Below are 19,900 nucleotides of genomic sequence, written 5' to 3'. Positions count from 1 at the left end.
CCGAAATCCGATCGGGCTGCGGTGTGGCGCAGGGCGCGGCGCGAGGTCAAGCTATCCCTCGACAGCGCTGCGCCAGTGGGTAAAGGCTGTCGCACGATGACCGACCGGCATCCCTTCATCCTGCTCGACGATGCGCGCGCCAGCGGTGCGGCCGATGCCCTGCTGTTCCAAAACCCGCGCGAAACCTTCGTAGCGCGGCGACCGGACGAGGTCGAAGAGGTGCTGGCGCAGGCCGATGCCGCGCGGCGCGATGGCGGCGAACTGGCAGGCTACATCGCCTACGAGACAGGGCTTGCGCTGGAACCGAAACTGGCGGCGCTGGCCGAAGCGCGCAGCGGCGGGGCCGGACCGCTGGTGTGGCTCGGCCTGTACGACACGCCGACCCGCATTTCCGTTGCCGATGTTCCGGCGTGGCTGACCAGCCATGCGAAGGGTGATGGCAGCGTCGGGCCGCTCGAGCCGCAGCTTTCGCCCGGCGGCTATGCCGAAGCGTTCGAGACGTTGCAGCAGGCGATACGCGCAGGCGATATCTACCAGGCGAATCTCACCTTCCCGCTCGCCGGCAATTTCACCGGCGACCCATTGGGCCTCTACGCTGCGCTGCGTCCGGTGGCGCAGGCGGGTTACGGCGGGGTGGTCTTCGATGGCTCTCACTGGCTGCTCAGCCTCAGCCCGGAATTGTTCGTGTCCCTCAAGGGGCGCGAGGCGAAGGCGAAGCCGATGAAAGGCACGCGTCCGCGCATGGCTGATCCAGAGGCCGACCGGGCAATGGCCGAGGAGCTCGCCACTTCGGTCAAGGACAAGGCCGAAAACCTGATGATCGTCGATCTGATGCGTAACGATCTCAGCCGCGTGGCCGAACCCGGCAGCGTCCGGGTGGACGAGCCGTTCGCCATCGAAAGCTATCCTACGGTCCACCAGATGGTCAGCGTGGTTCGGGCTCAGCTGAAGGAAGGCGAAGGCGCGGTCGATCTCGTGCGCGCGCTGTTCCCCTGCGGCTCGATCACCGGCGCGCCGAAGATCCGAGCGATGGAGCTGATCGACGAGGTCGAGACTGCGCCACGCGGCCCCTATTGCGGAGCGATCGGGCGGATCGGTGCAGATGGCGATGCCGCCTTCAATGTCGCGATCCGCACGCTGCGCCTGACCGAGATCGAGAACGGGCGCGGCAAGGCCGTGCTCGGCGTGGGCGGCGCGATCGTTGCCGATAGCGAGCCGCGCACCGAATGGCGCGAGGCGCTGCTGAAGGGTGCCTTCGGGCGCTCCAGCTCGCCCGACCACCGCGCCGCGCAGTTCGACCTGATCGAAACCATGCGGTTCACGCCCGAGGATGGCATTCCCATGCTGGAAGCACATCTCGAACGAATGAAAGCCAGCGCAGCGGAGCTGGGCTTCGCCTTCGACCGGCACGAGGCGCGCAACCAGCTGCACGCGCTGTGCTTCGTGATCGAGAAGCCGAGCCGCGTACGCCTGCTCGCCTCGCGCAGCGGAGCGATCGCGCTGGAAGCGCTCGACATGCCGCAGGCCTGGCCCGATCCCGCGACGGCCATCGTCATGCCGCTGCCGGTCGACCCCGGCGACTGGCGCCTGCGCCACAAGACCAGCGACCGATCCTTTTACGACGAGGCTCGAAACGTCGCCTGGCAGCGCGGCGCGCAGGAGGCGCTGTTCGTGCGCGAGGACGGCCTGCTGACCGAGGGCAGCATCACCAATATCTTCGTGCGCGGGGAGGACGGCGTGTGGCTGACCCCGCCCGCCTCGCTCGGCCTGCTGCCGGGTGTGCTGCGCCAGTCGCTGATCGCCAGCGGCGAGGCGCGCGAGGCGGAATTGCGAATCGAGGACTTGGAGAACGGATTTCATCTCGGCAACGGCCTGCGCCTGATGCTGGCAGCAAGGCTCAAGACATGACCGACATCCCGATCCTCTTCGAAGACGGCGAAGCGCTGGTGATCGACAAGCCCGGCGGCCTGCCGATCGAGCGGCCGCGCAAGGGCGGCATCAGCCTCGAAGATCACTACGAGCAGTTGAAGCTCGGATTCCAGCGCGCGCCCATGCCGGTCCACCGGCTCGACACCGACACGAGCGGCTGCCTGCTGCTAGCGCGCAATCCGAAGGCGCTGAAGCGCTTCGCAAGGGCTTTCGAAGAGCGGCTGGTGGAAAAGCGCTATCTCGGGATTCTCGACGGAGTGCCGGAGGAAGCGGAAGGCACGATCGAGCTGTCGCTCGCCAAGATCAGCAGTGCCGAGAAGGGCTGGCGGATGATCGCGGCGAAGAAAGGCAAGCCGTCCGTCACGCACTGGCGCAAGCTCAATGTGAAAAACGGTCGCGCGCTGGTCGAATTCCGCCCGGAAACCGGCCGCACCCATCAGATCCGCGTCCATGCGCTGACCGGGCTCGGCATCGCTCTCCTCGGCGATCCGGTCTATGGCAGCGGAAAAGGCGCGCGGCGCACCATGCTGCACGCCGCCGCACTGACTGTGCCGCGCGAGGGCAAACCGCCGATCGATGCCAGCGCACCCCTGCCCCGCGACTTTGCGGCGCTCGGCTATTCCGATGGGTAAAATTGCCGACCGGGCGCTGGAGATTGCGGAGGAGAAGTTCATCGCCTCCTCCGGCCCGGGCGGCCAGAACGTCAACAAGGTCGCGACATCTGTGCAGCTGCGGGTCGACGTGTTCCGGATCGGCATGCCGCCGGACGCTTTCGAACGGCTGAAAGATATCGCCGGCAGCAAGCTGACGAAGAGCGGTGAGATCGTCCTCACCGCCAACGAATACCGCACGCAGGAGCAGAACCGGGAAGCTGCGCGCGACCGCCTCGTCGCGCTGCTGAACGAGGCGCTGACCCCGCCGAAGAAGCGCAAGACAAGCCGCGTGAACCGCGTTGGCAAGGTCAAGCGGCTCAAGGCCAAGAAGGCGCGCGGCGAGGTGAAGGCGAAACGCGGGCCGGTGAAGCTGTAGCGGCGCTTGACTTTTCCCCGTGAATCACACAAAGGGCGCGCCGGACGGCGGTGCTCGACGCGCCGCCCTTATTTTTTCGGCCATCAACCGGCCTCACAGGATCTTTAGGAACACGCCATGGCGAAGCCCGCAACCGTCAAGATCAAGCTCGTCTCGACTGCCGACACGGGTTTCTACTACGTGACGAAGAAGAACCCCCGGAACCACACCGAGAAGTTCACCTTCCGCAAGTACGATCCCGTCGCGCGCAAGCACGTCGAGTTCAAGGAAGCGAAGATCAAGTAATCTTCCCGGGCCCGCTTTTCCTGAATGGTGGGAACTGCGCGGGTTCAGTGATGGTTCAATGCTCCGATCCTAGAACACGGAGCATGAGCACCTTGTCTTTCAAAACCAAATCGATCCGCGCCGCGCTTGCCCTCGGGGTTGCCGCTGCGCTTCCTGTGTCCGCCATTCTGGCCCCTGCGCCTGTCGAGGCCGCTGCCGGCGATCTCGACCGAGCGGTGACTGCGCTGCGTGGCATTACGACAATGAAGGCCGATTTCACGCAGACCGACCGCAACGGGCAGTCGGTTTCGGGCGTGATGACGCTGAAGCGCCCGGGCAAAATCCGCTTCGAATACGCCAAGGGCGTGCCGATGCTGGTCGTCTCCAACGGCAAGTCGATGTATCTCGTCGATTACGAGGTCAACCAGGTCCAGCGCTGGCCGATCAGCAATTCGCCGCTCGGCGCGCTGCTTGATCCCAATCGCGATGTGAAGAAATACGGCAAGCTGATCGATTCGGGCCATCCCGACGTCGTCAGCATCCAGGTGCGCGATCCCAAGCGCCCCGAATTCGGCGTGATCACGCTGATCTTCGCACGCGATTCGAGTGCCCCGGGCGGACTGCAGCTGACCCACTGGGTCGCGCTCGATTCGCAGAACCATCGCACTACCGTGCGCTTGCGGAATCAGCGTTACGGCGTGTCGGTTGCCGACAGCGCGTTTACCTTCAAGGACCCGCGCCGTTCGTCCCGTCGCCCGGGATAAACGGCTCGGCGGCGGCTCGTTGTATAATTACGACATTTCGCGCCGCACCGTTCATTGAAGGGCAATCGCTGCAGGCCTAGTTTCCAATTGCGAGACGACGAGAGGCGGGTTTCCCCCCTGTTGACCCCCTCATCCTGGTTCGCCTCGTTCCAAGCGTGACGAACGCTAAAAGAGAAACCCCCGTGCCAATGCCCCCGGCGCGGGGGTTTTTTGTGTTTGGGGGGGCGATGTTGGGGGTGGCTGGGCATGTTTTTGTTGGATGCGGGAAGCACATCCGTGCTTCCCTTCGGCACCGGCCCACTCCCCCACCCGACCGCCCATAGAATACCGTGCCGTGGGTGGTCGGGTGGGGGAGTGGGCCGGTGCCGCAAGCTATCGACGGATGTCGATAGCGCACTCAGAAAACAACCAACCCCTGCCGCTTGCCGCTACCGGACAACGCACCTAAAGCCCCCTCATGGTTTCTGTCGCTACCTGGAACATAAATTCCGTCCGCCTTCGCATTCCCATCGTCGAGCGTTTCCTGAAGGAGCAGGCGCCCGACGTGCTCTGCCTGCAGGAGATCAAGTGCCAGGAGCACCAGTTTCCCTATGACGCGTTCCGCGAGCTCGGCTACGAGCATTTCGCGGTGCACGGCCAGAAGGGCTATCACGGTGTCGCGACGGTCGCGAAGACGCCGCTGACGGAGTTCTCGCGCCACGACTGGCAGGACAATGGCGAGGCGCGCCACGTCGGCGTGGAGCTGACCGATCATCAGGGCATGATCGTCGAGAACGTCTATGTCCCCGCAGGCGGCGACGAGCCCGACCGCGAGGTAAATGTGAAGTTCGGGCAGAAGCTCGATTTCCTCGAGCGCATGACCCGCTGGGCCGATGCGGTGGATCGCCCCACGCTGATCGTCGGCGACTTTAACATTGCGCCGCTGGAAAGCGATGTGTGGAACCACAAGCAGCTGCTGAAAGTCGTCAGCCATACGCCGGTCGAGGTCGACAGCCTCCAGCGCTTCATGGACGCGCATGGCTGGTCCGATATCGGGCGCGAGCATATCAAGGCGCCCGAGCGCTATTACAGCTGGTGGAGCTATCGCGCGAAGGACTGGAAGGCGAACGATCGCGGGCGGCGGCTCGATCATATGTGGGCGAGTCCGGAGCTGGCGAAACAGGCGACCGGCCATTCGGTGCACGAATATGCGCGCGACTGGGAAAAGCCCTCCGACCATGTGCCGCTGGTGACGGAGTTCACCCTCTGAGCGAAGCGAGCGCCTCCCGCCGCGCGGCGCAGGCGGTGGATGCACTGCGCCATGGCTGGCCGCTGGCGATTGCCGGAGCGCCGGTGCTGCAACCGGTCGAAACGGCGTTCGGCGATGTGACCGGCGAGGCCATGCTGCTCTCGGCGACACGCGCGGCGACGCTCAAGCTGGCGAACCAGATCGAGGCCGCGGTGCCGCGCCAGCCGGTGCTGATGCGCGCTGCCGAGACGTTCGATCTCGGCGCAGCCCTGGCGGTTGCGGACCCGGCCCTGGATTTGCAGCGACCGCTCAAAGGGCCGTTCAAGGCACTGCCGCTGGTTTGGGAAGAACAGGCACGCGCGGCGCTGGAGCTGGCGCGCATGGCTGGTGTGCTGCCTGCCTTCCTCGTCGATCCGCAAGGCGCGGCGGAGCCGGTTTCGCTCGAGGTTGAGGACGTCGCCCACTTCGCCGACGCCGCGCGCCTCCAGATCGCGACCCGCGCCAGGCTGCCGGTCGCTGCCGCCGAAGACGCGCAGATCGTCGCCTTCCGCAGCCCCGACGACACGCGCGAGCATGTGGCGCTGGTGATCGGCACCGCAAACACAGACCGCCCGCCGCTGGTCCGTCTGCATTCCGAATGCCTCACCGGCGACATCCTCGGCAGTTTGAAATGCGATTGCGGCCCGCAGCTCGATGCGGCGCTCCAAGCGATGGCCCGTGAGGCAGAAGCTGGCGGATGGGGCGTGCTGCTCTACATGCGACAGGAGGGGCGCGGCATCGGCCTCGTCAACAAGCTGCGCGCCTATCGCCTTCAGGATCAGGGCTTCGACACCGTGGATGCGAACACGCGGCTCGGCCTGCCCGACGAAGCGCGCGATTTTCCCACCGCCGCGCGGATGCTCGACCTGCTGGGGGTCGACACGATCCGGCTGATGACGAACAATCCGGCCAAGGTCGAAGCCTTGGAACGCGAAGGAGTGACGGTGAGCGAACGCGTGCCCCACAGCCTGCCCGACAATCCGCATAATGCGCACTATCTCGCCACCAAGCGCGATCGCGCGGGACATTTGCTGCCATGAGCGCCATCACCATCCGGCCCGCGCAGGCAAGCGACGTCCGCGCTATCCATGAGCTGACGCAAGCCGCCTTTCGCAACATGCCGTTCAGTGATGGCTCCGAACCGGGCATAGTCGATGCGCTGCGCCGCGATGGCGACCTTACCCTGTCGCTAGTCGCCGAGACCGCAGAGCGCCTTGTGGGCCACGTCGCTCTTTCGCCCGTGGCCATCACCGACGGCTCCCGCGACTGGTACGGTCTCGGCCCGATCAGCGTACTGCCCGAATGCCAGGGCGAAGGGATCGGCTTCCGCCTGATGAAGCGTGCCATTGCCGACATCCGCGCCATGGGCGCACGCGGCATCGTCCTGCTCGGCGATCCAGCCTATTACGCGCGCTTCGGCTTCGAGCACGATCCGGACCTACGGTATCCGGGGCCACCAGCCGAGTATTTCCAGCGACTTGTCCTCGAAGGCGATGCGCCGAGCGGTACCGTAAGCTACGCGCCCGCCTTCGGCTGAACCCTGCGCCCCAGCGCCTCGCCCATGCGCACGGTGCTTCCGGCTTCGAAACCTTCGAGCCACTCGACCTGGCCCGGTTCGAACAGCAGCACGACAGTCGAGCCGAGGAAGAAGCGACCCATCTCCGCGCCAGCGTCCAGCGACACATTTCGCGAAGCAAAATCCTCGTGTTCCAGCTTCGGCGCATGCGCTTCGACCCGGCCCGACCAGACAGTCTCGATCCCGGCGACGATCATCGCGCCGACCATCACGCTGGCGAAGCGACCCACGGGCCCATCGAACAGGCACGCCAGCCGCTCGTTGCGCGCGAACAGGCCATCGACATTCTCCGCGGTGACCTGGTTCACGCTGAAAAGGTCGCCCGGCACATAGGTGGTCGACTGCAACGCCCCGGCGGCGGGCATGTGGACGCGGTGATAGTCGCGGGGGCTGAGGTAGATCGTCGCAAAACTGCCGCCTTCGAAGCGTTCGGCCGCCGCGGCATCGCCGCCCAGCAACTGCCGCGCGGTGAAGGCACGTCCCTTGGCCTGGAAGATCTCGCCGCGCTCGATCGTGCCGATCTGGCTGACCGCGCCATCGGCTGGCGAGAGTACGAATTCATCCGCATCGGCCAATGGGCGCGCGCCGGGCTTGAGTTCGCGGGTGAAGAAGTCGTTGAAGCTGGCGAACTGCTCGACGCTGCGCGCAGCCTGCGACATGTCGATATCGTAGGTGGCGATGAAGCGACGGATCAGGCGGTCCTTGAGCCACGGCGTCTCGCTCGATGCGAATTTGCCCGCAAGGCGCGATACGGCATGATGCGGGAGCGCGTGCTGGAGGAGAATGAAAGGGGAAGACATCGAGAGGCCTTGGCGCGCCGCGCAGGTCAGCGCAACTGGCTATCCTTGCTGCCGCGGCGATTGATGCCCGATTGGCGCAGCGCCCCATCGCGGCGGGACTGGCATTCGACGCAGGTGCGCACGCCCGGCAGGGCCGCACGGCGTTTCTCGGGGATGTCCTCCCCGCATTCGTCGCAATATTCGGCGCTCTCGCCCCTTGGCATGCGCGAGCGGGCGGCGCTGACCGCGTCGCTAACCGTGTCGTCGATCTGATCCTGAACTGCGCCATCGCGCGCCCATCCGCCTGCCATGCGGCAATCTCCTTCACCGGCCCAACGGATCGGGCCGCCCAAGGTTTCGCCAGTGTGGAAGGCTCAGCGGCGCTCGTAGCGCTTGAGGCCGGTGCCCAGGGTATTGCCGCGAATGAGGATATCGTGGCCCGTCCAGTCGGCGACGAAGGCGGGATTGCGGCCGAGCCCCGGCGCGAGGCGGGCATTGTTACCCTCGATCACCAGCCCGTCCGCGCTGTATTGCGCGCCCTCGGCCCCCACGGCGATCAGCGCGGACCAGTTTTCCTTGTCCGCGCCCTGCACGAACCAGTTGTCGCGGATTTCACCACCGCCGCCATTCGGCAGGTCGATCATGTAGTTGGTGGCGCGGCCCTTGGAATCGTCGAAGCTGTTATCGACCACCACGTTCCGCCCAGCGCGGGACTTGTAATAATGGCCGCCACGCCCCTGTTCGAAGCGCGAGCGAGTGACCGTGACGCTGCCGTAATCGCCGGCATAGATCGAATGCGCGCAGCCTGCCGAATGTTCGCAAGTGCCGAGGCGGGTGAAGGTCGACTTGTCGATGACCATCTCGCTATCGACGCCGTTGACGGTGAGGATGCCCTGCTGGCTGTCGCGGAACCAGGTCTGCGAGACATGCAGCGGACCTTTTTCCAGCCGGATGCCAGCGCCATTGCCATCGCCGACGCTGACGTCGGCCAGCACCAGCCCTTCGACCCGCGCCCCGCGTCCGCGCAGCACGAGCAGCGCCTTGCCTTCGCAGGCCGTTCCGCCAAGCAGCGACTGTCCCGGCATTTCGCCGGTGTAGGTTATGTATCCCGCACTCTGCACAGCGCATTGCCGCCAGTTGCCGGGCGCGATCCGGATGGTCCCCTCGCCGTCCCCGATGGCATCGACCGCCTGTTGCAGCGTCACGAAGCCCTGGCCCGTTTCCTGGACCGTGAAGGGTGTGGGCGCGGGTTCCTGCGCCATCACGGCCGCGAGCGGGATTACTGCCAGCGCGAAGCCCGCCACACCGGCCAGTAGCCAGCCGGGCAAGCGGTCCGAAGCGGGGGCGAGCGGAGTCGTCATGCCATATGCCTAGCACGCAATGGTTAACAGGGTGATAGGCTATTCGACGCCGCCAACCGCTCAGTCACTCTCTCCGTTGCGCCAGCGCCATTCGCCGCGCGTTTTTCGTTTGGCGATGACGACGAGAAGCAGTGTCGCCGGCACCCAGACTGCGATGGCGATGCCAAGGCCCAGAATCGGATCCCATTCGAGCGCCGGGGCTGGGGCGAGCATGACAAGCGTATATACCAGCAAGAGAGCCCAACCCTGCCAGGCAATCGGTTTCCCGGCCCCATAGCCGAATTTCTTCGGCTCGAACCAGAACCGGTCATCCTCGGTACGCATGTCACTGCTCCTTCGATGGTCGCCCGCGGCGGGCAGGCTTCGTCTTGCTAACCGCAATCCCGCGCCGGTCGAGCGCCTCGCGCAGCAGCATTTCGATCTGGGCGTTGGCACTGCGCAGCTCGTCTGCGGCCAGCCGCTCGACCGCGGCATGGACCGCCGGGTCGAGCCGCAGGGCAAAGGCCTTTTTCGCCATCGGACGCGCTCCGCCGGGCCGCCTAGTAGAGCGAGCCGGCGTTCACGACCGGCGCGACGTCCTTCTCGCCGCAGAGAACGACCATCAGGTTGGAGACCATGGTGGCACGCCGTTCGTCGTCCATATCGACGATATTGTCCTGGCTCAGCTTGACGAGCGCATCCTCGACCATGCCAACCGCGCCGAGCACAATCTTCTTGCGTGCGGCGATGATCGCATCGGCCTGTTGTCGCTTGAGCATGGCGCTGGCGATTTCGCTGGCATAGGCGAGATGGGTCAAGCCTGCCTCGTCCACCACGACGCCGCCAACCTTCAACCGGTCGTTCAGCTCTTCCAGCAGCTCGCGATTGACGACATCGGCGCTGCCACGCAGCGTGACTTCCTCGTCCTCGAAATCATCATAGGGGTGGCGCGAACCGACCGTGCGCAGCCCCGCCTCGATCTGGATGTTCACGAACTCCTTGTAATCGTCGACGTCGAAGCTGGCCTGCGCCGTATCCTGCACGCGCCATACGACGTTGCAGGCGATCTCGATCGGGTTGCCGCGCAAATCGTTGATCTTTACGCGTTCGGAGTGGATGTTGTGTGCGCGGGCCGAAATCTTGTTCCGCATCATCCACGGCCACACCCAGCGCAGCCCTTCGGTCCGCTCACTGCCGCGATATTCGCCGAACAGCGTGATTACAGCGGCCTGGTTGGGCTGGATCATGAAGAAGCCGGCAGCGACGATGCACAGCGCCAGCACCGTCACCACCAGCGTGCCGACGAACACCAGCTTGGCCGCCTTCTCCGCACCCGACGGAGGCGCCATGCCCGGCAGCGCAATAGCGGCGAATGCCAGCAAGGCCGCCAGCACGATCAGCATTATATAGCCATTGTAAGACGTCGCCGCAGTTTCGCGGCTCGTCTTCATTCCCCTGAGTTCCAATGTCACGACGAATCACCTCCGATATAATTATGATATCATTTTTATATCGCCAGCATTGGCTCGTCAATGGCGTGCGATGGTGCGCAAGAACTGCTCTCCATAGGCTTCGAGCTTCTTCGCCCCGACACCCGGCAGCTGGCCTAGCGCGGCCAGCGATGCCGGACGCTGCGCAGCCATTTCGCGCAAAGTGGCGTCGTGGAAGATCACATAGGGCGGGACCTGCCCTTCGATCGCCAGCTCGCGGCGCAATTCGCGCAGCGCGTCGAACAGGGGATCGCCGACCGGGTTGGGCGTGCTGTCGCCGCGCCGCCGCTTGCTGCGCTTCGGCGGGACAACGATCTCCACCTCGGCCTCCCCCTTCAGGATCGCGCGCGCCGATCCGCCGAGTGCGAGCCCGCCATGTTCGGTCGCGACGAGATCGCCGCGTGCCTGCAAGGCCCGCGCCACCGGCTGGAGCAGGCGCGCATCCTCGCCTTCCACGATGCCGAACACACTCAGGCGGTCGTGCCCGCGCTGGCGCACCCGCTCGTCTTCGCTTCCGGTGAGGACCTTTTGCAAATGCCCCATGCCGAAGCTCTGGCCCGTGCGATACACTGCGGAAAGCAGCTTGCGCGCCAGCTCGGTCACATCGGTGACGCCGGGTTTCTCGAGGCAATTGTCGCAATTGCCGCATTCGGCCGGCGGGTCCTCGCCGAAATGCCGCAGCAGGACGGCGCGGCGGCACTCGGCGGTCTCGACCAGTCCGGCGAGCGCATTGAGTCGCGCGATCTCCGCCCCGCGCCGCGCCTCGTCTACCTCGGCCAGCCGCTGGCGCGCCGTGGCGAAATCGCCTGCCCCCCAGAACATCGTCGCGCGGGCCGGATCGCCGTCCCGCCCGGCGCGGCCCGTCTCCTGGTAATAGCCTTCGATCGATTTGGGCACGCCGACATGCGCGACGAAGCGCACGTCGGGCTTATCGATCCCCATGCCGAAAGCGACCGTCGCGACGATGACCATGTCCTCGCTCGCCACGAAGGCGGCCTGGTTGGCAGCGCGGGTCTGCGGATCGAGCCCGGCGTGATAGGGCAGAACCGGCCTGCCCGTCGCTGCCCCCAGCTTCCCGGCGAGATCCTCCACCTTGCGGCGGGTCGGCGCATAGACGATGCCCGGCCCCGGCTGCTCGGCCATCAGCGTGGCGAGCTGGCGCACCGGATTGTCGCGAAGGCGAATGGCGTAACGGATGTTCGGCCGATCGAAGCCCGCCAGCACGAGCCCGCCGTCGGGAATGCCCAGCTGGGCCATCACGTCGCGGCGGGTCTGGCTGTCGGCAGTGGCGGTCAGCGCGAGGCGCGGGACGTCCGGAAAGGCGTCCATCAATCCGCGCAGCATGCGATAGTCCGGGCGGAAATCGTGCCCCCATTCGGAGACGCAATGCGCCTCGTCCACCGCGAAGAGCGCTAGCGGGGCGGCGCCCAGGAAGTCGCGGAAGGCTGGCTGGCTGGCGCGTTCGGGCGCGACATAGAGCAGGTCGAGTTCGCCTGCGCGATAGGCGTCCTGCGTTTCGCGCCAGTCGGCATCGGCGCTGGTCAGCGTGGCCGCGCGAATGCCGTTGGCGCGCGCGCTGCGCAGCTGGTCGTGCATCAGCGCGATCAGCGGGCTGATGACCACGCAGGTACCGCCCAGCATTGTCGCGGGCAGCTGGTAGGTGAGCGACTTGCCTGCCCCGGTCGGCATAACCGCCAGCGTCGACTGGCCGGAGAGTACGCGCTCGACCACTTCCGCCTGTCGCCCGCGAAAACCGTCGAAGCCGAAAACAGCTTTCAATCGCTCGCGCGCGGAGTCGAGCAGTGGAACGGCGGTTTCGACCATATCCCCTGATCGCCGCCTGCGGCCTAAGGCGCAAGCGGCGCGCGGACATTTTCCCCTTGCTCCGTAGGCGAGAGTCGCGCTTTACACCCTGCGACATCCAAAGCTTTCAGAAGGAGACAACACCATGAACCTGCGTATCGCCCTGGCTGCGACCGCCACTTTCGTCCTGACTGCCTGCGGCAGTTCCGAAGATGCATCGACCGAAGCCGAAGCCGACACGGTCGAAATCCCCGCCGACGAGGCGCTGCAGGGCGTCGATGAAGAGCCGGTGGAAGACCCGGCCGCGATGGAATCCGACCCCGTCACCACCGCCGGCGATGGTGCCGCCGCCGAAGCGGAAGCCGCATCGGTGCAGGAAGCGGGCGACAATGCCGCTGCCACCGCCGAAGCCGCGATGGATGCGATGAGCGAAGACGACTTCGAGAATTGAGCTTTCGGCACGGGGGTGTGGCACGCTGCACCCCCGCCAGGCCGGAGTTACGTAACGTTCTTCGCATGTCGCCCCCAAGCAGCTAAAGCTGCGGTATGATCCGACTCGCCCTCGCGCTTTGCAGCACCGCCGCCCTCATCGCTTGCTCTGGCGACGAGCCGCAGGACGTGCGGGCAATATCGGCCAGCGAGGCCGAAGCGCTCGACGATGCGGCCTCGATGATCGACGAGCGCCGCCTGCCGCCCGACGCACTGGGCGAGGAGGGCGAAGCCGACATGACAGATACACCGCAGGAGACCCCGACCCAGTGACCGTAGCAGCAGCCGACAATCCGGGGATGGACCCGGACACCTTCGACCAGTTCCTCGAACAGCTCGACCGTTATGTGCGCGAACGGCTGATCCCGGCGGAAAAGGACGTCATCGAAAACGATGCGCTGCCGCCGGAGATCATCGACGAGATGAAGGAGATGGGGCTGTTCGGCCTGACCGTGCCGGAGGATTATGGCGGCGCGGGCCTCAACGTTACGCAATATGCCAAGGTCGTGCAGACAATGGCCTATGCCGCCCCTGCTTTCCGCAGCATCTTCTCGATCAACGTCGGCATGTTCAATTCGGCGATCAAGAACGGCGGTACCGATGCGCAGAAGGCCGAATGGTGGCCGAAGATCGCCGAAGGCGCGATCGCCTGCTTCGGTCTGACCGAGCCCGGTAGCGGGTCCGACAGCGCGGCGATGGCGACTTTCGCCAAGCCCGATCCCGACGGCAACGGCTGGATCCTCAACGGCACCAAGCGCTACATTACCAACGCGCCCTACGCCGATGTCGGCCTGATTATGGCGCGCACCGAAAAGGACGCGCAGCTCAAGAACGCGCATGTCAGCGCCTTCATCGTGCCGATGGATGCGCCCGGCGTGTCAATCGGCAGTCCGGACAAGAAGATGGGCCAGTCAGGTAGCCACATTGCCGACATCATGCTCGACGATGTGCATGTGCCGGGCGACGCCCTGCTCGGCGGAGAAACCGGCCAGGGCTTCCGCTTCGCCATGATGAGTCTCGACAACGGCCGCATCTCGGTCGGCGCGGCGAGCACCGGTTATGCCCGCCGCGCCCTCGACAGCGCGGTCCGCTATGCCAGTGAGCGAAAGGCCTTCGGCGAACCGATCGCGAACTTCCAGCTGATCCAGCAGATGCTGTCCGAAAGCTGGACCGAGATCTACGCCGCCGAAGCGATGATGGCGGACGTCACCGCGCGCGTCGATCGCGGCGAGAACACGGTAAAGCACGCCGCCGCCTTCAAGGTTTTCGCCAGCGAGATGTGCGGCCGGGTGGTCGATCGGGTGGTGCAGGTTTATGGCGGCGCGGGCTACCTCGCCGAATACGATGCCGAGCGCTTCTTCCGCGATGCGCGCATTTACCGCATCTATGAGGGTACGACGCAGATCCTCCAGCTTCAGATCGCCAAGCACATGATGCGGGATTTCGCGAATAGTGTCTGATCGGCTCGCCTGACGGCTCGGCTGTTCCGTCCCGCTCCCCCACCCGGCCACCCATAAAATACCGTGCCGTGGGTGGCCGGGTGGGGGAGCGGGATGGAACAGCAAGGGCTGGACGGATGTCCAGCCCGCACGCAACAAGGACTCTCCCATGTACGACTTCCTCTCCGGCCTCTCCGTCCTCGAAGTCTCCAGCTTCGTCGCATCGCCTACGGTGGGCCTGTACTGCGGGCAGTTCGGGGCCGAGGTCATTCGGGTCGACCACAAGGCAGGCGGGCTCGATTACGATCGCTTCATGCTGGCGGACAACGGACGTTCGCTGGCGTGGGAGAATCTCAACCGCGCAAAGAAATCGGTCGCGCTGGATCTGCGCAGCGGCGAGGGGCGGGAGCTGTGCGTCGAACTCGCCAGCGCCGTGGGCCAATGCGTCACCAATTTGCCGGAAAAGAGCTTCCTCAATCACGCCGCCATGGCGAAAGCGCGCGAGGACATGATCTCCGTCCGCATCATGGGCTGGCATGACGGTCGCCAGGCGATGGACTTCACCGTCAATGCCGCCAGCGGCTATCCGCTAATGACCGGACCCGCAGACTGGGACCCGGAAACCGCGCCACCGGTCAACCAGCTAATGCCGGCGTGGGACTTTCTCACCGGCGCCTATTGCGCCTTCACCCTGCTCGCGGCGCTGCGCCACCGTGACGCCACCGGCGAAGGCGCGGAAATCCGCGTGCCGCTGGGTGACGTCGCCATCGGCACGCTCGCCAATAGCGGCACGATTGCCGAGATGCTGTTCCGCGGCGGCGACCGGGAACGGCTGGGCAATGCCATCTGGGGGGCATTCGGCAGCGATATGATTACGCGCGACGGCGTGCGCTTCATGGTCGCGGCGCTGACTGCCAAGCAATGGCACGGCATCGTCGAAGCCTTCGGACTGGAAGACGAGATCGCCGCGCTGGAGGCAGAACTCGGCGTGCGCTTCGCCGATGGCGACACGCCGCGCTTCAAGCACCGCGACCGGCTGCTCGGCCTGTTCCAGTCCGTCGCCGGCCAGCACGATTACGCCGAGCTCGAGAAGCGCATGGCGGCGGCGGGCACGACTTACGAGCGCTATCGCACGCCGTACGAGGCGGCACAGGACCCGCAGCTGGTCGGCGACAATCCGTTGTTCGGGCGCACGCCGGACAATCCGAGCGGCGTCGACTATCCGGTCGCCCGCAGCTTCGCCAACATGCCGGACAAGCCACGCGGCGAGCCGCAGCGCGCGCCCTATCTCGGCGAACATACCGAACAGGTGCTCGCCGACACGCTCGGCCTTTCCTCCGGAGCGATCGGCAAGCTGATGGACAGCGGCATTGCCGCGCCGAGCGACGAAAACCACGACTATTCCAAAACCAGGATCATGCCATGACCTCATCCAGCCAGTCCCTCCGCCGCGTCGCCATCTGCAAGCCGCTGCGCACGCCGGTGGGCAAGTTCCTCGGCACGCTTGCCCCGCTCGAGGCAGGGGAGCTGGGCGCGATCATCATCAAGGCGCTGGTCGAGCGCAGCGGCGTCGATCCGATGCGCGTCGACGATGTCGTTTTCAGCCAGGGATACGGCAGTGGCGAGGCGCCGGCCATCGGGCGCTGGAGCTGGCTGGCGGCAGGTTATCCGATCGAAGTGCCCGGCTTCCAGCTCGACCGGCGCTGCGGCTCCGGCCTGCAGGCCGTCGCGACGGCAGCGATGATGGTGCAGACCGGCGTCGCCGATTGCGTGCTGGCGGGCGGTGTCGAGAGCATGTCCAATGTCGAGCACTATACCACCAAGGCCCGCATGGGCGCGCGCATGGGCGACATGGTGCTGTGGGACCGCCTGACGCGCGGGCGCCTGATGAGCCAGCCGATCGAGCGCTTTGGCGTCATCACCGGCATGATCGAGACCGCAGAGAACCTCGCCAAGGATTACGATATCTCGCGCGAGGCCTCCGATGCCTTTGCCGTACGCAGCCACCAGAACGCCGCCAAGGCCTGGGAGGAGGGAAAGTTCGATGAGCAGCTGGTGCCGGTCGAAATTCCCCAGCGCCGCGGCGATCCGGTCGTGTTCGCTAAGGACGAAGGGTTCCGCGCCGATGCCGACATGGAAACGCTCGGCAAATTGCGCGCCATCGATCTGAAGCGCGATCCCGATGCCATCGTGACAGCTGGCAATGCCAGCCAGCAGAACGATGCTGCGGCAGCCTGCCTCGTGGTGGCGGAAGACAAGGTCGAGGAGCTCGGCCTCGAACCGATCCTGTGGTTTAACAGCTGGAGCGCGGCGGGCTGCGACCCCAGCCGCATGGGCATCGGCCCGGTGCCGGCGGTCGAAAAGCTGTTCGAGCGTACCGGCATGGGCTGGGATGATATCGGCTTGATAGAGCTCAACGAAGCCTTTGCGCCGCAGGCCCTTGCCGTGCTGAAAGGCTGGGGTTTTGCCGAAGACGACAGCCGCCGCGAGATCGTGAACGTAAACGGCTCGGGCATTTCGCTCGGCCATCCTATCGGCGCGACCGGCATCCGCATCCTTGCCGATATGGCGCACGAGATGCAGCGGCGCGAAGTCCGTTATGGTCTCGAAACCATGTGCATCGGCGGCGGGCAGGGCATGGCTGCGATCTTCGAACGCGCGGCCTGATGGGCGACGCCGCCGTGCAGGATTGGTCCGCCTGGCTCGGGCGCGAGCAGGTCTCGCACGACCGGCTCGACCCGGCGCTCGCGGCGCGCTGGGCGGGCACCTTCGATCTTCCGGCCCCTGACGACGGTGCGATGCCGCAGGGCATTCATTTGTGTCTTTGCACACCGGATGCGCCGACCGCCGACTTGGGCGAAGACGGTCACCCCGAGCGCAGCGACAGTGCCGACAGCTTCTTCCCGCCGGTGCCGCTCCCGCGCCGGATGTGGGCGGCGAGCAAGATGCAGTTCCATGCGCCCGTCGCCATCGGCGCACAGATCGAGCGCGTGTCCCGGATCGCGTCCATCGAGGAGAAATCGGGCCGCAGCGGGACACTCGTCTTCGTCGACGTCGATCACCGTACCAGCGCCGACGGCACGCTGGCGGTCACCGAGCGGCAGACGCTGGTTTATCGCGAGGCGGCGGAACCCGATGCCCCGCTCAGCCCGTCACCCGCGACGGGGGATCCATTCGACCCGGCGAAGTGGGACGCGCATCATACGCTCGTGCCCGATCCCCGCCTGCTGTTTCGCTATTCGGCGCTGACCTTCAATACTCACCGCATCCATTACGATGCGCCCTATGCGCGCGATGTGGAACGCTATCGCGGGTTGGTGGTGCACGGGCCGCTGATGGCGAGCCTGTTGCTGCAATTGGCAGCGCGCGAGTTCGGCGACAATCGCCTCGCCAGCTTCGGCTTCCGAGCGATCAGCCCGGCGATCGCGGACGAGCCGCTCCATCTGGCGCTGCGACAGGGTGATGCGGGCATCGAACTCGCCGCGATTGCCGCAGACGGGCGCGAATGCCTGAAGGCCCGCGCCAGCCTCACCTAGTCCAGCGGATAGGGCGCGATCGACTTCAGCACCGAATAGCTTTCCGTGGACGGATCGCGGCCCAGCTCGGGAAAATCGATTGCAGGCGGCTCGACATGCGTGTCGGGCAAACGGTCGAGCAGGTCGCGCACCAGCGTCAGCCGACCGCGTTTCTGGTCGTTGAAATCGACTAGGGTCCAGGGCGCATGTTCGGTGTGCGTTGCGGCCAGCATGGCCTCGCGCGCCGCCGTATAGGCATCGTATTTTGCGCGCGCGGCGAGATCGATCGGCGACAGCTTCCACCGCTTCAGCGGATCTTCCAACCGTTCGCGTAGGCGCTCTTCCTGTCTCGCCTGATCGGTAGTCAGCCAGTACTTGAACAGCAGGATTCCATCGTCGATCAGCATCTTCTCGAACACCGGCGCCTGTTCCAGGAATGCATCGACCTCGGCCTGCGAGGTATAGCCCATCACTTTCTCCACCCCGGCGCGATTGTACCAGCTGCGGTCGAACAGGACGATTTCGCCCGCGCTCGGCAGGTGCTGGACGTAGCGCTGGAAATACCATTGCGTCTGTTCGGCCTCGGTCGGCTTGGACAGCGCGACGACGCGGCACTGACGCGGATTGAGCCGTTCGCGCACCGCCTTGATCGCGCCGCCCTTGCCTGCGGTGTCGCGGCCCTCGAACAACACCACGATTCGCTGCCCGGTCGTGCGCGCCCAGCGGGCCATGCCGACGAGTTCCTCCTCCATCGGATCGAGCGCGGCTTCGTATAGCTTGCGTTTCATCGGGCGATCTCCGGCTTTGTTTGAACAAAGGACGTAAACCCAGTATCACCGGCAACGATATGGCGACACTTACAGATAGCGCACAGCCGGGTTCCGAACAGGACTTTAGCCGGCTGCCGGACCTTCCCGCAGATGTTTTCACCGCTCCGCTCAAGCGGCCCGCGCATGTCGGCGAGGACTGGCTGGAGCCAAAGCAGACCGAATACGACAGCGAAGACGATGCGATCTGGGACGATCTCTTCGCCCGCCAGATGAAGGTTCTGCCAGGACGGGCGGCGACGGCTTTCATGGAGGGCACCGAAAAGCTCGACCTCGGGCGCGGCGGTGTGCCCGAATTCGGCACGCTGAGCGAAGAGCTGGACAAGCTCACCGGGTGGAGCGTGGTGCCCGTGCCCATGCTGATCCCCGATCACGTATTCTTCTGGCACCTTGCCAATCGCCGGTTTCCAGCCGGCAATTTTATCCGGACACGCGAGACCTTCGATTACATCCAGGAGCCGGACGTTTTCCACGATGTGTTCGGCCATGTGCCGATGCTGACCGATCCGGTCTATGCCGATTACATGCAGGAATACGGCCGCGCCGGGTGGAAGGCGATGCGCTACAACCGGCTGAAGGCGCTGGGCGCGCTATATTGGTACACGGTCGAATTCGGCCTGCTGCAGGAAGCGCCGGGCGACATTCGTGCCTATGGCGCAGGCATCCTCTCGGGGCCGACGGAAGTGGTCTATGCGACCGAGGCGCAGAGCCCGAACCGCATCATGCTCAACGTCGATCGCGTCATGCGCACCGATTACGTGATCAGCGATCTGCAGCCGACCTATTTCGTTATCGAAAGCTTCGAGGATCTCTACCGCCAGACGGTGGAACGCGATTTCGACAAGCTCTATCGCAGCCTCGGCCCGGGCTTCACCTATGCCAATACGGCGGTGATCGACGTCGATTACGTGGTCAACGAAGGCACGCTGGAATATACGCTACGCGGCGGGCGCGGGAGCGGTGCCGAGGCGGTCTGACCATTCGGGCATAGCCGATTTGACAAACGAAAACGGCCCCGGGTCGCTCCGGGGCCGTTTGGCTTCGACCAAACCACAAAAGCTCGGCCGGAAAAAACTTCGCAAGCGAGATTACATCTCGTTGCCGTCCATTTCTTCACCGACGGTGTCGGCCATCTCTTCGCCTTGGTCTTCCACGGCATCAGCCTGGTCTTCCATAGCTTCGACTTCGGCTTCCGGAGCACCGGCGTCTTCCATAGCTTCAGCCTGCGCGTCGAGTTCCGACTCCTGCATTTCTGCATTGTCTTCCATCGCTTCTTCGGTCGGGCCGTCACATGCTGCGAGGCCGAGGCTGAGAGCGGCGGCCGAAGCGACGATCGAAATCTTGTTGAACTTCATGTTTATTCCCCTTGTAATGGCGAGCCGCTGCAGC

24 protein-coding genes are annotated in these 19,900 nt (G+C 65.3%); 15 read left to right on the top strand and 9 right to left on the bottom strand.

Annotated elements, in window-relative coordinates; all coding sequences use genetic code 11:
• Positions 1-96 precede the first annotated feature (96 nt).
• The 8 genes from pabB to P8R33_RS11910 all read left to right on the top strand — a co-directional run bounded on the left by pabB (position 97) and on the right by P8R33_RS11910 (position 6,790).
• Positions 97-1,908 carry an aminodeoxychorismate synthase component I gene (gene pabB, locus P8R33_RS11945; protein ID WP_278329321.1) on the top strand — a complete coding sequence of 604 codons (1,812 nt, stop codon included), beginning with the start codon at positions 97-99 and terminating at the stop codon, positions 1,906-1,908.
• The gene (locus tag P8R33_RS11940; protein WP_278329187.1) at positions 1,905-2,561 is read left to right on the top strand and encodes an RluA family pseudouridine synthase; all 657 of its coding nucleotides are present in this window, start codon (positions 1,905-1,907) and stop codon (positions 2,559-2,561) included. Before pabB ends, P8R33_RS11940 begins: the two co-directional genes overlap by 4 nt.
• Complete coding sequence (gene arfB / locus P8R33_RS11935) at positions 2,554-2,958, top strand: alternative ribosome rescue aminoacyl-tRNA hydrolase ArfB (protein ID WP_278329186.1); 405 nt, start codon at positions 2,554-2,556, stop codon at positions 2,956-2,958. Before P8R33_RS11940 ends, arfB begins: the two co-directional genes overlap by 8 nt.
• A 117-nt stretch (positions 2,959-3,075) precedes the next feature.
• A complete protein-coding gene (gene rpmG / locus P8R33_RS11930) occupies positions 3,076-3,243 on the top strand; it encodes a 50S ribosomal protein L33 (protein ID WP_050601641.1) in 168 nt (55 codons plus the stop codon).
• 83 nt (positions 3,244-3,326) lie between these two features.
• Positions 3,327-3,986 (top strand): LolA family protein, encoded by a 660-nt coding sequence (locus P8R33_RS11925; protein ID WP_278329185.1) that lies wholly within the window; start codon positions 3,327-3,329, stop codon positions 3,984-3,986.
• Between the two features lie 457 nt (positions 3,987-4,443).
• Positions 4,444-5,235, top strand: a complete 792-nt coding sequence (xth, locus tag P8R33_RS11920; protein WP_278329184.1) for an exodeoxyribonuclease III — start codon at positions 4,444-4,446, stop codon at positions 5,233-5,235.
• 35 nt (positions 5,236-5,270) lie between these two features.
• Positions 5,271-6,293, top strand: coding sequence for a GTP cyclohydrolase II (gene ribA / locus P8R33_RS11915; protein ID WP_278329183.1), 1,023 nt, complete (start codon positions 5,271-5,273; stop codon positions 6,291-6,293).
• Complete coding sequence (locus tag P8R33_RS11910; protein WP_278329182.1) at positions 6,290-6,790, top strand: GNAT family N-acetyltransferase; 501 nt, start codon at positions 6,290-6,292, stop codon at positions 6,788-6,790. Before ribA ends, P8R33_RS11910 begins: the two co-directional genes overlap by 4 nt.
• On the opposite strand, the gene asd is transcribed toward P8R33_RS11910, so the two are convergent.
• From asd to recQ, 7 genes are all read right to left on the bottom strand, one after another.
• Positions 6,769-7,629: an archaetidylserine decarboxylase gene (asd, locus tag P8R33_RS11905; protein WP_278329181.1), complete on the bottom strand. Its 861-nt coding sequence runs from the start codon at positions 7,627-7,629 to the stop codon at positions 6,769-6,771. The two genes, P8R33_RS11910 and asd, sit on opposite strands and share 22 nt — an antisense overlap.
• A gap of 26 nt (positions 7,630-7,655) precedes the next feature.
• Entirely contained in the window at positions 7,656-7,919 is a 264-nt protein-coding gene (locus P8R33_RS11900) for a DksA/TraR family C4-type zinc finger protein (protein ID WP_278329180.1), read from the bottom strand.
• 63 nt (positions 7,920-7,982) lie between these two features.
• Entirely contained in the window at positions 7,983-8,969 is a 987-nt protein-coding gene (locus tag P8R33_RS11895) for a right-handed parallel beta-helix repeat-containing protein (RefSeq protein ID WP_278329179.1), read from the bottom strand.
• Positions 8,970-9,029: 60 nt separating this feature from the next.
• Positions 9,030-9,293 carry a hypothetical protein gene (locus P8R33_RS11890; protein WP_278329178.1) on the bottom strand — a complete coding sequence of 88 codons (264 nt, stop codon included), beginning with the start codon at positions 9,291-9,293 and terminating at the stop codon, positions 9,030-9,032.
• A gap of 1 nt (position 9,294) precedes the next feature.
• Positions 9,295-9,486, bottom strand: a complete 192-nt coding sequence (locus tag P8R33_RS11885) for a type II toxin-antitoxin system antitoxin (protein WP_278329177.1) — start codon at positions 9,484-9,486, stop codon at positions 9,295-9,297.
• A 22-nt stretch (positions 9,487-9,508) separates the two neighbouring features.
• Positions 9,509-10,399 (bottom strand): SPFH domain-containing protein, encoded by an 891-nt coding sequence (locus P8R33_RS11880; RefSeq protein WP_278329176.1) that lies wholly within the window; start codon positions 10,397-10,399, stop codon positions 9,509-9,511.
• Between the two features lie 78 nt (positions 10,400-10,477).
• Complete coding sequence (gene recQ / locus P8R33_RS11875; RefSeq protein WP_278329175.1) at positions 10,478-12,262, bottom strand: DNA helicase RecQ; 1,785 nt, start codon at positions 12,260-12,262, stop codon at positions 10,478-10,480.
• Positions 12,263-12,386: 124 nt separating this feature from the next.
• Here recQ and P8R33_RS11870 point away from each other — a divergent pair, with 124 nt between their 5' ends.
• From P8R33_RS11870 to P8R33_RS11845, 6 genes are all read left to right on the top strand, one after another.
• Entirely contained in the window at positions 12,387-12,692 is a 306-nt protein-coding gene (locus tag P8R33_RS11870; RefSeq protein WP_278329174.1) for a hypothetical protein, read from the top strand.
• A 95-nt stretch (positions 12,693-12,787) separates the two neighbouring features.
• Positions 12,788-13,003: a hypothetical protein gene (locus tag P8R33_RS11865; protein WP_278329173.1), complete on the top strand. Its 216-nt coding sequence runs from the start codon at positions 12,788-12,790 to the stop codon at positions 13,001-13,003.
• Positions 13,004-13,029: 26 nt separating this feature from the next.
• Positions 13,030-14,190 (top strand): acyl-CoA dehydrogenase family protein, encoded by a 1,161-nt coding sequence (locus tag P8R33_RS11860; RefSeq protein ID WP_278329320.1) that lies wholly within the window; start codon positions 13,030-13,032, stop codon positions 14,188-14,190.
• Positions 14,191-14,338: 148 nt separating this feature from the next.
• Positions 14,339-15,595 (top strand): CoA transferase, encoded by a 1,257-nt coding sequence (locus P8R33_RS11855; protein ID WP_278329172.1) that lies wholly within the window; start codon positions 14,339-14,341, stop codon positions 15,593-15,595.
• Positions 15,592-16,836 (top strand): acetyl-CoA C-acetyltransferase, encoded by a 1,245-nt coding sequence (locus P8R33_RS11850; RefSeq protein ID WP_278329171.1) that lies wholly within the window; start codon positions 15,592-15,594, stop codon positions 16,834-16,836. The genes P8R33_RS11855 and P8R33_RS11850 overlap by 4 nt, the downstream gene beginning before the upstream one ends.
• Positions 16,836-17,705 carry an HTD2 family dehydratase gene (locus P8R33_RS11845; protein WP_446532514.1) on the top strand — a complete coding sequence of 290 codons (870 nt, stop codon included), beginning with the start codon at positions 16,836-16,838 and terminating at the stop codon, positions 17,703-17,705. Before P8R33_RS11850 ends, P8R33_RS11845 begins: the two co-directional genes overlap by 1 nt.
• On the opposite strand, the gene ppk2 is transcribed toward P8R33_RS11845, so the two are convergent.
• The gene (gene ppk2 / locus P8R33_RS11840) at positions 17,702-18,472 is read right to left on the bottom strand and encodes a polyphosphate kinase 2 (RefSeq protein WP_278329170.1); all 771 of its coding nucleotides are present in this window, start codon (positions 18,470-18,472) and stop codon (positions 17,702-17,704) included. The two genes, P8R33_RS11845 and ppk2, sit on opposite strands and share 4 nt — an antisense overlap.
• A 59-nt stretch (positions 18,473-18,531) precedes the next feature.
• Between ppk2 and phhA the strand changes: the two genes are divergently transcribed.
• Positions 18,532-19,488, top strand: coding sequence for a phenylalanine 4-monooxygenase (gene phhA, locus P8R33_RS11835; RefSeq protein ID WP_278329169.1), 957 nt, complete (start codon positions 18,532-18,534; stop codon positions 19,486-19,488).
• 111 nt (positions 19,489-19,599) lie between these two features.
• On the opposite strand, the gene P8R33_RS11830 is transcribed toward phhA, so the two are convergent.
• Positions 19,600-19,866: a hypothetical protein gene (locus P8R33_RS11830; protein ID WP_278329168.1), complete on the bottom strand. Its 267-nt coding sequence runs from the start codon at positions 19,864-19,866 to the stop codon at positions 19,600-19,602.
• Positions 19,867-19,900 lie beyond the last annotated feature (34 nt).

Origin of the sequence: Qipengyuania flavescens (genome assembly GCF_029688735.1) — a bacterium.
Taxonomy (GTDB): Bacteria; Pseudomonadota; Alphaproteobacteria; order Sphingomonadales; family Sphingomonadaceae; genus Qipengyuania.
The sequence above is the reverse complement of the archived record's forward strand: the minus strand, read 5'-3'. Positions and strand labels throughout refer to the sequence as shown.

Coding starts and splice junctions, on each gene's coding strand:
- pabB (WP_278329321.1), top strand. CDS start 97: ATGACCGACCGGCATCCCTTCATCCTGCTCGACGATGCGCGCGCCAGC.
- P8R33_RS11940 (WP_278329187.1), top strand. CDS start 1,905: ATGACCGACATCCCGATCCTCTTCGAAGACGGCGAAGCGCTGGTGATC.
- arfB (WP_278329186.1), top strand. CDS start 2,554: ATGGGTAAAATTGCCGACCGGGCGCTGGAGATTGCGGAGGAGAAGTTC.
- rpmG (WP_050601641.1), top strand. CDS start 3,076: ATGGCGAAGCCCGCAACCGTCAAGATCAAGCTCGTCTCGACTGCCGAC.
- P8R33_RS11925 (WP_278329185.1), top strand. CDS start 3,327: ATGAGCACCTTGTCTTTCAAAACCAAATCGATCCGCGCCGCGCTTGCC.
- xth (WP_278329184.1), top strand. CDS start 4,444: ATGGTTTCTGTCGCTACCTGGAACATAAATTCCGTCCGCCTTCGCATT.
- P8R33_RS11910 (WP_278329182.1), top strand. CDS start 6,290: ATGAGCGCCATCACCATCCGGCCCGCGCAGGCAAGCGACGTCCGCGCT.
- asd (WP_278329181.1), bottom strand. CDS start 7,629: ATGTCTTCCCCTTTCATTCTCCTCCAGCACGCGCTCCCGCATCATGCC.
- P8R33_RS11900 (WP_278329180.1), bottom strand. CDS start 7,919: ATGGCAGGCGGATGGGCGCGCGATGGCGCAGTTCAGGATCAGATCGAC.
- P8R33_RS11895 (WP_278329179.1), bottom strand. CDS start 8,969: ATGACGACTCCGCTCGCCCCCGCTTCGGACCGCTTGCCCGGCTGGCTA.
- P8R33_RS11890 (WP_278329178.1), bottom strand. CDS start 9,293: ATGCGTACCGAGGATGACCGGTTCTGGTTCGAGCCGAAGAAATTCGGC.
- P8R33_RS11885 (WP_278329177.1), bottom strand. CDS start 9,486: ATGGCGAAAAAGGCCTTTGCCCTGCGGCTCGACCCGGCGGTCCATGCC.
- P8R33_RS11880 (WP_278329176.1), bottom strand. CDS start 10,399: ATGAAGACGAGCCGCGAAACTGCGGCGACGTCTTACAATGGCTATATA.
- recQ (WP_278329175.1), bottom strand. CDS start 12,262: ATGGTCGAAACCGCCGTTCCACTGCTCGACTCCGCGCGCGAGCGATTG.
- P8R33_RS11870 (WP_278329174.1), top strand. CDS start 12,387: ATGAACCTGCGTATCGCCCTGGCTGCGACCGCCACTTTCGTCCTGACT.
- P8R33_RS11865 (WP_278329173.1), top strand. CDS start 12,788: ATGATCCGACTCGCCCTCGCGCTTTGCAGCACCGCCGCCCTCATCGCT.
- P8R33_RS11860 (WP_278329320.1), top strand. CDS start 13,030: ATGGACCCGGACACCTTCGACCAGTTCCTCGAACAGCTCGACCGTTAT.
- P8R33_RS11855 (WP_278329172.1), top strand. CDS start 14,339: ATGTACGACTTCCTCTCCGGCCTCTCCGTCCTCGAAGTCTCCAGCTTC.
- P8R33_RS11850 (WP_278329171.1), top strand. CDS start 15,592: ATGACCTCATCCAGCCAGTCCCTCCGCCGCGTCGCCATCTGCAAGCCG.
- P8R33_RS11845 (WP_446532514.1), top strand. CDS start 16,836: ATGGGCGACGCCGCCGTGCAGGATTGGTCCGCCTGGCTCGGGCGCGAG.
- ppk2 (WP_278329170.1), bottom strand. CDS start 18,472: ATGAAACGCAAGCTATACGAAGCCGCGCTCGATCCGATGGAGGAGGAA.
- phhA (WP_278329169.1), top strand. CDS start 18,532: ATGGCGACACTTACAGATAGCGCACAGCCGGGTTCCGAACAGGACTTT.
- P8R33_RS11830 (WP_278329168.1), bottom strand. CDS start 19,866: ATGAAGTTCAACAAGATTTCGATCGTCGCTTCGGCCGCCGCTCTCAGC.